Source organism: Pseudoalteromonas neustonica, assembly GCF_001653135.1.
GTDB lineage: Bacteria > Pseudomonadota > Gammaproteobacteria > Enterobacterales > Alteromonadaceae > Pseudoalteromonas > Pseudoalteromonas neustonica.
On the sequence record NZ_BDDS01000032.1, the window covers coordinates 1 to 12,626 of the forward strand.

The 12,626-nt window shown below is 41.9% G+C and carries 11 protein-coding genes, 1 tRNA gene and 1 rRNA gene; 7 read left to right on the plus strand and 6 right to left on the minus strand.

The genetic code is table 11. The features are described 5' to 3' along the window. Positions 1-228: 228 nt before the first annotated feature. Together rrf and A7967_RS21245 are read left to right on the plus strand one after the other, a co-directional pair. Positions 229-343 (plus strand): 5S ribosomal RNA (gene rrf / locus A7967_RS21240). Positions 344-766: 423 nt separating this feature from the next. Continuing rightward, positions 767-2,026 (plus strand): aromatic amino acid transport family protein, encoded by a 1,260-nt coding sequence (locus tag A7967_RS21245; protein WP_054206856.1) that lies wholly within the window; start codon positions 767-769, stop codon positions 2,024-2,026. A 663-nt stretch (positions 2,027-2,689) separates the two neighbouring features. Here A7967_RS21245 and cysQ read toward each other — a convergent pair. The 6 genes from cysQ to cysG are packed head-to-tail and all read right to left on the minus strand — an operon-like array spanning position 2,690 to position 9,652. Then, positions 2,690-3,460, minus strand: a complete 771-nt coding sequence (gene cysQ, locus A7967_RS21250) for a 3'(2'),5'-bisphosphate nucleotidase CysQ (RefSeq protein ID WP_054206857.1) — start codon at positions 3,458-3,460, stop codon at positions 2,690-2,692. A gap of 3 nt (positions 3,461-3,463) precedes the next feature. Further along, positions 3,464-4,063 carry an adenylyl-sulfate kinase gene (gene cysC / locus A7967_RS21255; protein ID WP_054206858.1) on the minus strand — a complete coding sequence of 200 codons (600 nt, stop codon included), beginning with the start codon at positions 4,061-4,063 and terminating at the stop codon, positions 3,464-3,466. 30 nt (positions 4,064-4,093) lie between these two features. Further along, positions 4,094-5,818 carry an SLC13 family permease gene (locus tag A7967_RS21260; RefSeq protein ID WP_054206859.1) on the minus strand — a complete coding sequence of 575 codons (1,725 nt, stop codon included), beginning with the start codon at positions 5,816-5,818 and terminating at the stop codon, positions 4,094-4,096. 30 nt (positions 5,819-5,848) lie between these two features. Next, positions 5,849-7,276, minus strand: coding sequence for a sulfate adenylyltransferase subunit CysN (gene cysN, locus A7967_RS21265; RefSeq protein WP_054206860.1), 1,428 nt, complete (start codon positions 7,274-7,276; stop codon positions 5,849-5,851). Next, a complete protein-coding gene (gene cysD / locus A7967_RS21270) occupies positions 7,276-8,175 on the minus strand; it encodes a sulfate adenylyltransferase subunit CysD (protein WP_054206861.1) in 900 nt (299 codons plus the stop codon). Before cysD ends, cysN begins: the two co-directional genes overlap by 1 nt. Positions 8,176-8,230: 55 nt before the next feature. Then, a complete protein-coding gene (gene cysG, locus A7967_RS21275; protein ID WP_054206862.1) occupies positions 8,231-9,652 on the minus strand; it encodes a siroheme synthase CysG in 1,422 nt (473 codons plus the stop codon). A gap of 290 nt (positions 9,653-9,942) precedes the next feature. Between cysG and deoC the strand changes: the two genes are divergently transcribed. From deoC to rplK, 5 genes are all read left to right on the plus strand, one after another. Continuing rightward, positions 9,943-10,692, plus strand: coding sequence for a deoxyribose-phosphate aldolase (gene deoC, locus A7967_RS21280; RefSeq protein WP_054206863.1), 750 nt, complete (start codon positions 9,943-9,945; stop codon positions 10,690-10,692). 141 nt (positions 10,693-10,833) lie between these two features. Beyond that, a tRNA-Trp gene (locus tag A7967_RS21285) sits at positions 10,834-10,910 on the plus strand. Positions 10,911-11,042: 132 nt separating this feature from the next. Then, positions 11,043-11,420, plus strand: coding sequence for a preprotein translocase subunit SecE (gene secE, locus A7967_RS21290; RefSeq protein WP_054206864.1), 378 nt, complete (start codon positions 11,043-11,045; stop codon positions 11,418-11,420). 4 nt (positions 11,421-11,424) lie between these two features. After that, entirely contained in the window at positions 11,425-11,982 is a 558-nt protein-coding gene (gene nusG / locus A7967_RS21295) for a transcription termination/antitermination protein NusG (RefSeq protein ID WP_054206865.1), read from the plus strand. 215 nt (positions 11,983-12,197) lie between these two features. After that, positions 12,198-12,626, plus strand: coding sequence for a 50S ribosomal protein L11 (gene rplK / locus A7967_RS21300; RefSeq protein ID WP_008108462.1), 429 nt, complete (start codon positions 12,198-12,200; stop codon positions 12,624-12,626).

The window sequence follows — 12,626 nt, forward strand, 5'->3', positions numbered from 1 at the left end:
GTTAAGCTAACTTGTACTAATTACCCGTGAGGCTTAACCATACAACGCCAAACGCGTTTTATGTGACTGTTTAAGCGCAGAAGTTAAGATTGTAGGTCGTGATTTATCGCGACAACTAAAGTAGATTACTGGCAGCTGTAAGCGATAAGCTTAAAGTTGTAAGAAGACAATTATCAGCATTTTCAAATTTTAGTTAGTGCGTAGAGATACGAACTGACACCCAATTTGCTTGGTGACAATAGCGTTTTGGACCCACCTGATCCCATGCCGAACTCAGTAGTGAAACGAAACAGCGCCGATGATAGTGTAGCATTTGTTATGTGAAAGTAGGTCATCGCCAGGCTCCAAATAAAGAAAGCCCGACTCACTGAGTCGGGCTTTTTTACGTCTGCAGGAAAGTGAAAAAGCGAGCAAGGTGCAAGGTGCAAGGTGACCAGTGTCACTCAGGCGTTCATCTGAAAGCGATATACCCTCACATATCGGTTGTCGCGATAAATCACGACCTACATCTTACTGAGTGAGCTCAAATAGTGTGTGTGATTTTACAGCTCTACATATGATTTATTTTAATATGGAAACGAGTAAATCTATTTCCTCTATTTGAATTTTAATTTTGATTTCACGACTGTTTCAAATTAGTGACAGTTAGTAACTCATCAATTACAGCATATTTAGCATTATTTACTTAATTGCATCGTCAAAACCTGAAATTTCTAGCTGACTTCTATATGCTCTTGCCAAATTATTATTCTAATAGGTGAAGTGCATGAATTCTTCCACTGATGCTGCGCAATTTGAGGCATCGACAACAAGCAAATCTAAATGGAATTTTCATGATACCCAGTGGGTGTTGAGTCTTTTTGGTACTGCCGTGGGTGCTGGTATTTTGTTTCTGCCAATAAATATAGGGATTGGTGGTTTTTGGCCGTTGGTGATTTTAGCTTGCTTAGCTTTTCCTATGACTTTTTTAGCTCATCGAGGTTTAGCGCGTTTTGTATTGTCGTCAAAAAATAAAGATGCGGACTTTACTGATGTTGTTGAAGAGCATTTTGGCGTAAACGCAGGACGTTTAATTTCGTTACTTTATTTTTTATCTATTTTCCCAATTTTACTTATTTATGGTGTAGGTTTAACCAATACAGTTGATAGCTTTATAGTTAATCAGCTTGGTATGGAATCTCCTCCTCGAGTGTTACTCTCAGGTGTGTTAGTCGCCGGTATGATAAGCCTCATGCTTGGTGGTGAGCGGTTAATGCTACGTGCCTTTGCAATATTGGTATACCCGTTGGTTGGCATATTATTCTTTTTATCTTTGTATTTAATTCCTAGCTGGCAAATGCCAAATATGAGTTTCCCAGAGTTTGGTAGCTTTAGCCAAACATTATGGTTATCAATTCCTATTATAGTGTTCTCTTTTAGCCATGCTGCGGCTATCTCAAGCTTTGCAAATATACAGCGAGGTCACTATGGTAAGGAAGCTACAGCTAAGTCTGAAGCGATTTTGAAGCGTACCAGCTTACTTTTAATCGTGTTTGTACTGCTGTTTGTATTTTCGTGTGTGCTTTCTTTAACATCAGAGCAAATGTTACAAGCTAAAGCACAAAATGTGTCAGTTTTATCTTACCTTGCAAATGTAACTGATAATTCATTTATAGCAACGCTAGGTCCTCTAGTGGCATTTATTGCTATTACATCTTCATTCTTGGGTCATTTTTTAGGAGCACGTGAAAGCTTTAATGGTCTTGTAACAAAGCAAACTAAATTAGACGTTAAAATAGCAGATAAGATTGGTGTTGCAATCATGTTTTTTGCAATTTGGTTTTGTGCAGTTCAAAACCCAAGCATCTTAGATATGATGGACAAGCTTTCAGGGCCAATTATTGCGATGATCTTATTCATCATGCCGATGATTGCCGTGTATAAAGTCCCCGCATTACAAAAATACCGTGGCCGCTTTAGCACCTTATTTGTATTGTTTGTCGGCGTTCTTGCCGTAATGGCATTGCTATATAGCTTTATTAGTTAACTGAAATATAAATCTAAACAGCCCCGCAAGAAAACTTAGCGGGGTTTTTAGTATTTTTAGGAGAGTTGATTTTCGAAGTGGTGGGATTGTTTATCAAATAGATGCAGTACAGAGCTCTTCGTGGCTGAAGCCATCTCCTACATGGGATTTATACTTACGGTTTTACATCTTGTAGGTCAGGCTTTAGCCTGAAAAATGTGACAGGATGAATCCCGACCTACAAAAGAGCATGAATATCAAACCTCGGTGCGCTCGGTGGTGAAATTGCCTTTTTAAATAGAATTCAGTGTAGGCTTTTTCGTGGCTGAAGCCATCTCCTACGGGTATATTTGGACTTACGGTTTTATGTCTTGTAGGTCTGGCTTTAGCCTGACAATGTGACGGGGTAAACCCCGACCTACAAAAAAATCTCTGTGCAGCGCGAAGTGCCTCGGTGGTCTCTGTGGTGAAATTTGTTTTTTTAATAGAGTTCGGTGTAGGATTTTTCGTGGCTAAAGCCATCTCCTACGGGTTGGGTTTTGAGGCGCTTATAACTTACCGCTTAAAGCTCTACAGCTTATAGTTCAGCATGCTGGGTTTTGCTTCGCTCTACCCAGCCTCGGCGTCAAATGTAACGCCGATCAGTTCTTAAACTGACGGCTGATAGCTTACAGCTGAAAGCTTTTATTCTTCCACCGCTGAAACTACAAAATACGGATTCAGGTATTCATCTTTGGTGTTATAAACAAGCGGGCTGCCGTCGAGTTTAGTGACCTTCGCGCCAGCGATTTCAGCAATGGCGTGGCCTGCGCCGGTGTCCCATTCGCAGGTTGGACCTAAGCGAGGGTATATATCAGCGCTGCCTTCGGCGACTAGACACAGTTTGAGTGAGCTGCCTTTAGAGACCATTTCAATTTCATCAAAGCGTTTTACAAACTCGGCTAAATCAGGTGACGGGTGCGAGCGGCTGCCGACTACGCGAATTAACCCTTTGTTAGGTTTAGTAGTCACCTTAAGCTCAATGCGTTCGTCGCCTTTGTCTTTAAAGGCGCCGATTGCCTCCGCGGCTAGGTACGATACGCCAAGTGCAGGAGCATCGACTACGGCTAAAATTGGTTTGCCGTGTTCAATCAAAGCGATGTTAACGGTAAATTCGCCATTCTTTTTAATGAACTCTTTGGTGCCGTCAATTGGATCTACAAGCCAATAGCGAGTCCAGGTTTGGCGAATATCCCAGCTAATGTCGGCACTTTCTTCACTTAATACAGGAATATCAGGCGTTAAGTGGGCTAGGCCATTGGCAATCACTTTGTGGGCTGCAAGATCGGCGTCGGTAACTGGGCTTTCATCAGCTTTGTATTCAACGTTAAAATCCTTTTCGTAAATCCCCATAATTGCACAACCTGCTTGGCGGGCGAGGATCAATACTTCTTCTAGCAGTTCCGTTTGGTTCATGACTTAACCTTTAATTATTTGCTGTTGTTTAAGATACGCTATCAGCTCTTGCACCGATCGGTCTAGGGTATTTTTACTGGTATCTAGGGTTATTTCAGGTGAATTCGGTATTTGGTAGTCTGAATCTATACCTGTGAAGTGTTTTATTTCACCAGCGCGGGCTTTTTTGTATAAGCCTTTAGGGTCGCGACTTTCACACACGTCTAAAGGCGTGTCTAAAAATACTTCTATAAATTCACCGTCATCAACTAAGTTCCTGACCATATCGCGTTCAGCGCGAAAAGGTGAAATAAATGCGGTGAGTACCAAAATACCTGCATCAACCATGAGTTTGGCGGTTTCCCCTACGCGACGGATATTCTCAATGCGGTCTTCGTCACTAAAGCCTAAGTCTTTACATAAACCGTGGCGTACGTTGTCACCATCAAGTAGATAAGTATGAATACCTTGTTGATTTAGTGCGCTTTCAAGGGCGTTTGCCACGGTGCTTTTGCCTGAACCTGAAAACCCTGTAAACCATAAAATAGCAGGCTTATGGCTTTTGTGTTCGCTACGTTGTGTTTTGGTAATTGCGTAATTATGCCAAACAATATTTTCATCCATTTGCTATGCCTCTTTTCGTGGTGCGCTGGTTTAAAATGGAAACACCAGCGGGATCAGGGTTAATACCGTTATTGAATAAATAATTGAAAGCGGTAATCCCATTAATACATAATCTTTTAAACGATAGTTACCGGCGCTGTAAACCATTAGGTTAGTTTGATAACCAAATGGTGATATAAAACTGGCTGATGCGCCAAAGGCAACCGCCATAATAAACGGCAGCGGGTCAACATTAAAGCCAATAGCCAATGCATACGCGACAGGGAATGATAATGCAGCTGCGGCGTTATTCGTGATTAGTTCGGTAAATAATACTGTCATCACAAAAATCGCGATAAAAGCGCCGTACGGGCCAAAATCCCCGAGTACATAAAACAGCGCTGACGATATTTCGCCAGCAAGGCCTGTTCCTATCATTAACTTAGCAAGACCAATGGCGCTGCCAACAACTGCGAGTAATTCGATTGGGAAACGACGCTTTACTTCACTGAGTTTTATAGTGCCGGTGAGCATTAAGCCGATTAATAAAACGAGTAAACCTTTTACCAGTGGCACATAGCCAACAATACTTAAACCGAGTACCACCGCAAAGCTGGCTAATACTAAGTTAGATTGTTTAGGTGCTAAATGAGTTTGTAAATCAAGCCCGGAGATATACACAAACTCACGCTTTAAATTAGGTAAGGTATAAAAGTCTTTACCTGGGGCAAGGATCAGTGAATCACCTGCTTGTAGTTTTACTTTACCAAGGCCGCCTTGCAAGCGGTCGTGACCACGGCGAATAGCAATCACTGCGGCATGAAACTGTTCACGAAAACGTACTTCTTTAACCGTTTTGCCTATAAACTTTGATGATTGACTAACGACTACTTCAACAAGGTGTTCTACGTCTTTTTCATGTTTGTCATGGACTACTTTTAGACCGTCAAAGCGAGTTAATAGCGGGACTGATTTTATATCGCCAACAAATAGTAGTACATCGCCTGCTTTAATAACTTGTTGAGGCGTGACGGCGCAAATACGTTTATCGCCGCGGATAATTTCAGCGAGGAATAAGTCTTTTAATTCACGTAGGCCGTTTTCTTCTACGCTTTTACCAATTAGCTTTGAGCCTTCTTCTATTTTACCTTCGAGGTAAAAGGGCACCACTTCTTGGTCATTTTTGCCGTTGTCAGGCAGGTATTTTAGCATTACTAAAATAGTGATAAGGCCAACACTTAATGCGCCTAAGCCGACTAAGGTAAAGTCGAAAAAGCCCAGCGGTGCCATGCCAGCATCAACGGCAAAGCCATTGACGATTAAATTTGTTGAGGTGCCAATTAAGGTGATTGTGCCACCTAAAATAGCGGTATACGACAGCGGGAGTAGCAGCTTTGAAGGTGAATGTGTTGGGCTGTCTTTAATTGCGGTGATAAGCGACGCTACCACGGCGGTATTATTCGTAAATGAGGATAAAAAGGCGGTCGAAAGGCCAAGTTTAGTGACTGAGCTGGTTAAACTTCCTTTTGATAATGACTGGGCAAGCTTTTGTACGAGCGTGGTTTTTTCTACCGCAATCGATACTAACACTAATAACACAAGGGTGATCAGTGATGGGTTAGCGTAGTTAATAAGCATATCTTCAAGTTCAATTAAACCACCAAGATAGGCAATACCAATACCACTGACAAAAAGCCATGCTGGCTTTAGTCGCGTGCCAAAAAGGCACCCGACTAAAGTGAGCATAATGCCTGTTAATACTAGCTGTTGATACATGCTTTATATATCCTTAACAGGCGAAGTTGATTATTTAAGCTTTGAGATATCAAGCGCTTGCCAATGTGGGAAGTGCTTGCGTACTAAAGTGTTAAACTCAACTTCAAAATCACTAAAGTTACCGCTCTGTTCTTGGCTAGTTAGAACTTGCTCAACCATGCCCGCTGCAACTGTTAGGTTAGATAGGCGATCAATTAAGATAAATGCACCGGTTTCGTGATTGTTGTGATAAGTATCAGCCAAAATAGTTTCGGTCAATTCTAAGGTTACAATCGCGATTTCGTTAAGCTGTAAGCTATCCGCGCTGCCGTGTTCAAGCGTGTTAACATCAATGGTGTGATCAATCTTTTTCACGATGGCTGAGGTGTTTTTACTGCCCAACTTAAAGTTATAGCTTTTACCTAAAACCAGGGGGGCTTCATGCATCCATACCAATTTCGCTTGTACTTGGTTAGTCACTGTAGCGGTTGACTCAGCTGGGACGATAACATCGCCACGGCTAATATCAATTTCGGTGTTAAGCGTTATAGTAATTGCTTGGCCTGCTTGTGCGGTATCTAAGTTACCGTCAAACGTTACTAGTTCTTTAATGCTTGATGTTTTACCCGATGGCAAAACTTTTATAGCATCTCCAACGCTTAACTTGCCCGAGGTTAATGTACCTTGGAAACCACGGAAGTTAAGGTTAGGACGTACTACATATTGGACAGGAAAACGCGCTTCAAAGCCTGTATCTGTTTCAGCTGCTGGTGAGTCTTCTAGCAGCTCTAGCAACGGCTTATCGGTGTAATACGGTGTATGTGCTGAACGAGTTACTACGTTGTCGCCTTTAAGTGCTGACATAGGCACAAACTTAATGTTTGATACGTTAAGTTGCTCAGCAAAGTGCAAGTACTCGGCTTTAATACGCTCATAAACGGTTTCGTCAAAATCAACGATATCCATTTTATTCACGGCAACCACAAACTGTTTAATGCCCAGTGAATCACAAATGAAGCTATGACGTTTAGTTTGTACTTGTACACCGTAACGCGCATCAACAAGAATAATGGCTACATCACTAGTTGACGCACCCGTTACCATGTTACGTGTGTATTGCTCGTGTCCTGGGGTATCAGCAATGATGAATTTGCGCTTTGCGGTTGAAAAATAACGGTAAGCAACATCTATGGTGATACCTTGCTCACGTTCAGCTTGTAGACCATCAACTAAAAGAGCTAAATCAAGCTCTTCGCCTGCGTTACCTACTTTTTCGTTATCTTTATGAAGGGCGGCTAGCTGATCTTCATAAATTTGGTGGCTATCATGCAGTAGGCGGCCAATCAGGGTTGATTTGCCGTCATCTACGCTACCACAGGTCAGCATACGTAATAGGCTTTTATCTTGCTGGCGAGCAAGGTAGGCATCGATGCCTATTTCTTTTACTTCATTAATTGTGTCGTTATTTTGATTAGACATTAGAAATAGCCCTCACGTTTTTTCTTCTCCATTGAACCTGCTGAATCATGGTCAATTACACGACCTTCACGCTCTGATGAAGTCGATAACAGCATTTCTTCGATAATTTCGGTTAAAGTACTGGCCGTAGATTCCACGGCACCTGTAAGTGGGTAACAACCTAAAGTACGAAAACGTACAGATTTCATCATCGGTACTTCGCCATCAGCAAGCGGCATACGTTCATCGTCAACCATAATCAGCGTACCGTCACGGTCAACAACTGGACGCTCTTTTGCTAGGTACAATGGCACCATATCAATGTTTTCTTGGTAGATGTATTGCCAAATATCAAGTTCGGTCCAATTAGACAGCGGGAATACACGAATGCTTTCGCCCGGGTTTACTTGGCTGTTATAGGTATTCCAAAGCTCTGGACGCTGGTTTTTAGGATCCCATCTATGGTGTTTATCACGAAACGAGTAAACACGCTCTTTTGCGCGAGATTTTTCTTCATCGCGGCGGGCACCACCAAAAGCAGCATCAAAACCATACTTATCAAGTGCTTGCTTTAAACCTTGAGTTTTCATTATGTCAGTGTGCTTACCTGAGCCATGTGTAAATGGCCCAACGCCCATTGCCAGGCCTTCAGGGTTTTTATGGACGATTAAGTCAAAGCCATACTCTTTTGACAAACGGTCACGAAACTCAATCATCTCTTTAAACTTCCAGTCGGTATCAACGTGCAGAAGTGGAAACGGAATCTTACCTGGGTAAAACGCTTTACGAGCAAGGTGCAATAGCACGGAAGAGTCTTTACCGATAGAGTAAAGCATTACTGGGTTTTCAAACTCAGCAGCCACTTCGCGCATGATTTTTATACTTTCAGCTTCTAATTGCTGAAGGTGAGTTAAAGCCATTGTTAGTCGTCCTACTAAAATGATTAAAAGTTAAAATATTTAAATAATTTGAAGCTTATGCAACATCTGTTAGCGGTTGAGCAAAGCTGCTGGTTTGCGCTTTTGTGCCAAACCAATGAAGTTGCTCATGTAATGATGCAACTTCACCAATAATTAATAATGCCGGTGAAATAATGCTATGGCGTTCGATTAAATCGGCGAGTTCACCCAACTTCCCGGTAACTACACGTTGATTTTTGCGTGTGCCGTTTTCAATAATAGCCACGGGAGTATCTGCGCCGCGGCCATGTTTTAATAACTGAGCTTGAATATGTGGGGACTTAATGACACCCATATAAATTGCTAATGTTTGATGTGGTTTAGCAAGCGATTGCCAATCTAATTCTTGGCCATCTTTTTTACAGTGACCAGTTACAAACTGAATTGATTGCGCGTGATCTCGGTGCGTTAGCGGGATCCCCGCATAGGCACTACAACCAGCCGCTGCAGTAATACCTGGAACAATTTGATAGTTCACTTGGTTTGCGGCTAATACTTGTACTTCTTCGCCACCACGACCATAAATGAATGGGTCGCCACCTTTAATTCGACACACTTTTTTACCTTGCTTAGCAAGGTCAACAAGCAGTTGATTCGTGTCTTCTTGGGCAACACTATGATCGCCTAAACGTTTACCTACGCAGATTAAATCTGCATCACGACGTACAAGCTCCATTATTTCATCAGACACTAGGTAGTCATAAACGACCACATCAGCTTGTTGCATTAATTGTAGTGCTTTCAATGTTAGCAACTCAGGATCGCCTGGACCTGCACCTATGACATATACTTCGCCTTCAGGTGCTAGTTTTATATTAAGTAACTGCTCAAGTTGGGAAGCAGCTGCTGCTGTATCACCACTTTGTACTTTACTTACAACCGATGAATCAAATACGCCCTCCCAAAATTGACGGCGATCAGCAAAACTTGTAAAACGTTGTTTTACTTTGTCACGAAAACTACCAACCAAAGTTGCTAATGGGCCTATATGCTGTGGAATTAGCGTTTCGAGTTTTTCACGTAAGCGACGTGCTAAGACTGGCGCTGTGCCAGCGCTTGAAATGGCAATAGTGATCGGATCACGATCAACAATTGAAGGAAAAATAAAGGTACACTTAGGTTGATCATCCACCACGTTAACAAATACATTTCGTGCATTAGCCAACTCGAAAACATCATTATTGACAGCATCTTTATCTGTTGCTGCAATTACGAGCATTTTGCCATCAAGGTGCGATTCATCAAAATAAGCATCAATTAGCGTGACTTCGTTATTATGCGCATGTTCTTTTAACTCATCACAAAACCAAGGTGCTACTAAGGTTACATTTGCGCGTGCTTTTAAAAACGCGCGACATTTGCGTAATGCGACCTCTCCACCACCAACGACCAGTACAGGCTTGTTGTCTAGCTTGGTAAAGATAGGTAAATATTGCATCGTGTAACCCCTTGGAAAAATAACAGCATATAAATGCGTCTTCAGAAGCGCAGAATATAGCGCCCCAAGCTAAGTAAAAAATAATTAAAACCCAGTTTATATAACTAAATGTTATATAGGGTGGGCTTGTTTGGCTTAAGGCTTAGTTAACAAGGGATTGAGCGCAGTTGCAATGTTTATCACTCAGTTTGAATAGCTTATAGTGTTTGGTTATGAGCTATAGCGAGAATGCTAAATTTTGATACTATGCGTATTCCAAAAAGCGGTATATGAATATTTAGGCGCAATTTATGACAACTAAATTAGTAGATGCGGTATTAGCCGTGCAATTAATGGATTTAACGAGTTTAAATAGTAATGATAGCACGGCGGCAATACAGGCCTTGGTGGCTAGTATTAAGCCCAACCTAGGTATTCCGGCTGCAGTGTGTGTTTATAGTGAGTTTGTTGATGACGCCAAGCTTGCTTTAGCTGAGTGCGAGCTTAGTTATGTAAAAGTCGCCACAGTAACTAACTTTCCCTCAGGCAACAGTGAGCTAAGTGAAGTAATTAATGAAACATTAATCGCAATAGAACGTGGCGCAGATGAAATTGATTTGGTGTTACCGTATCAAGCTTTAATCGCGGGGGACGAAGCCACAGCGCTAGAATATGTGCGTGCCAGTAAAGAGTGTTGTCCTGAACACGTACAATTAAAAGTAATTATAGAATCCGGCGAACTAAAAACAGCGCAGTTGATAACACTGGCGACAGAAATAGCAATTGCCGGTGGTGCTGACTTTGTTAAAACCAGCACCGGCAAAGTTGCAGTTAACGCTACGCTTGAAGCGGCTGAAATTATTTTACGGACGATTAAAATGTCAGGAAAGGCAGTCGGCTTTAAAGCCGCTGGAGGCGTTAAAACTGTTGTTGATGCAAGTAACTATTTGCAACTAGGTTTAAATATCATGGGGAAGGAGTATGTAAACACCTCAACATTTAGATTTGGTGCATCAGGACTGTTAATAGATGTGTATGACATCTTGAAAAGTAAAGCCTAATAGATATAACTTACCGCTTTGGTAGGCTCAGTTTCGCCATTTTACAATCAAGAGGTTAATTAACCGCTAAGATTTTATAATATGAGTATCTTTTACACTTGTGTTAATGAATTGCGTAAGTATAATAGGCATCCACTTTGCAGGGGCGTAGTTCCAATTGGTAGAACAGCGGTCTCCAAAACCGATGGTTGGGAGTTCGAGTCTCTCCGCCCCTGCCATTTCATCCTTTTTGAGGGTGAAGTCTGAGATTAAAAATCGGTTTAAATAAGTCTGTTTTTAAGTTTAGATTTTAATGGATTAGCCTTTCCTTTGTGTAAGGTTGTTGTGTCTGTAGTTAAGGTAATAATATTATGAGCACGAATGTAGAAACACCATCGAGTGCGATGGATTCAGTAAAGTGGCTTGTGGCAATTGCGCTACTTGCAGGCGCAGTAGTTGGTAATCACATGTACGCAGATGCATCTGCTCTATACCGTGCAATTGGTGTAGTGTTTGCGGTTGCGGCAGGTTTAGGTATTGCTTCACTCACTGGTAAAGGGCAAGCATTTCTTGCTTTTGCCAAAGAAGCACGTATCGAAGTACGTAAAGTAGTATGGCCAACGCGTCAAGAAACTACCCATACGACATTTATTGTAATGGTTGCAACTGTGATTATGGCACTTATCCTTTGGGGATTAGATGGCGTATTATTCCGCGCAGTAGGCTTTTTAACTGGATTGGAGATCTGATCCCATGTCGGATGAGAAGAAAGAGATTAAACTACGTTGGTACGTAGTACAGGCTTTCTCAGGTTACGAGAAGCGTGTAGCACAAACTATTTTAGAGCATATTAAAATCGAAGGTCTTGAAGAGAGCTTTGGTGAAGTATTAGTACCAACTGAAGAAGTTGTTGAGATGCGCGCAGGTCAAAAGCGCAAGTCTGAGCGTAAGTTCTTCCCAGGTTATGTGCTTATACAAATGGATATGAATGACGCAAGCTGGCACTTAGTAAATAGCACAGCACGCGTAATGGGCTTTATTGGTGGTACGTCTGATCGTCCAGCACCAATTAGCACGAAAGAAGCAGATCGTATTCTTAACCGTCTACAAGAAAATGCAGAAGCACCTAAACCTGCTACATTATTTGAACCAGGTGAAGTGGTACGCGTTGTTGATGGCCCGTTTGCTGACTTTAGTGGTGTAGTAGAAGCAGTTGACTATGAAAAGAGCCGCGTAAAAGTATCGGTACTTATCTTTGGTCGTTCTACGCCAGTTGACCTTGAATTTGGTCAAGTTGAGCAAGATAAATAATAAAATTAGATAGTTTATGCTAAGTAATTTATTACTCAGCATAAGACTTGATAAAGGCCGCTGATTAACTTATAATCAGCGGCCTTTTTGTATTCAATGATAGAGTTTCTTGATTTGATTATAAAAAGTGAGAAACCAATTTTTAAACTGGGAAGCCGCTAGAGTACGCGTCCTCGCGCGCACAAGGCTAAGACCCACCTAATGAGGTATTTATAATGGCTAAAAAAGTTGAAGCTCTAATCAAGCTACAAGTTGCTGCTGGTATGGCTAATCCTAGTCCTCCAGTAGGTCCAGCACTAGGTCAACACGGTGTAAACATCATGGAATTCTGTAAAGCGTTTAACGCACGTACAGAATCTATCGAAAAAGGCGCTCCAGTTCCTGTAGTGATCTCTGTTTACGGCGACCGTTCATTTACGTTCGACATGAAAACGCCACCGGCTGCTTACTTACTTAAGAAAGCTGCAGGTATCAAATCTGGTTCAGGCCGTCCTAACACTGAAAAAGTAGGCACAGTAACTCGTGCTCAACTTGAAGAAATCGTTGAGACAAAGAAACCTGACCTTACAGCTTCTGATTTAGAAGCTGCGGTTCGCACTATCGCAGGTTCTGCGCGTGCGATGGGCTTGAACGTAGAGGACTAA

Bases quoted from the DNA above. Each gene is read 5' to 3' on its own strand.
- A7967_RS21245 (WP_054206856.1), top strand. From the start codon at position 767: ATGAATTCTTCCACTGATGCTGCGCAATTTGAGGCATCGACAACAAGC.
- cysQ (WP_054206857.1), bottom strand. From the start codon at position 3,460: ATGAACCAAACGGAACTGCTAGAAGAAGTATTGATCCTCGCCCGCCAA.
- cysC (WP_054206858.1), bottom strand. From the start codon at position 4,063: ATGGATGAAAATATTGTTTGGCATAATTACGCAATTACCAAAACACAA.
- A7967_RS21260 (WP_054206859.1), bottom strand. From the start codon at position 5,818: ATGTATCAACAGCTAGTATTAACAGGCATTATGCTCACTTTAGTCGGG.
- cysN (WP_054206860.1), bottom strand. From the start codon at position 7,276: ATGTCTAATCAAAATAACGACACAATTAATGAAGTAAAAGAAATAGGC.
- cysD (WP_054206861.1), bottom strand. From the start codon at position 8,175: ATGGCTTTAACTCACCTTCAGCAATTAGAAGCTGAAAGTATAAAAATC.
- cysG (WP_054206862.1), bottom strand. From the start codon at position 9,652: ATGCAATATTTACCTATCTTTACCAAGCTAGACAACAAGCCTGTACTG.
- deoC (WP_054206863.1), top strand. From the start codon at position 9,943: ATGACAACTAAATTAGTAGATGCGGTATTAGCCGTGCAATTAATGGAT.
- secE (WP_054206864.1), top strand. From the start codon at position 11,043: ATGAGCACGAATGTAGAAACACCATCGAGTGCGATGGATTCAGTAAAG.
- nusG (WP_054206865.1), top strand. From the start codon at position 11,425: ATGTCGGATGAGAAGAAAGAGATTAAACTACGTTGGTACGTAGTACAG.
- rplK (WP_008108462.1), top strand. From the start codon at position 12,198: ATGGCTAAAAAAGTTGAAGCTCTAATCAAGCTACAAGTTGCTGCTGGT.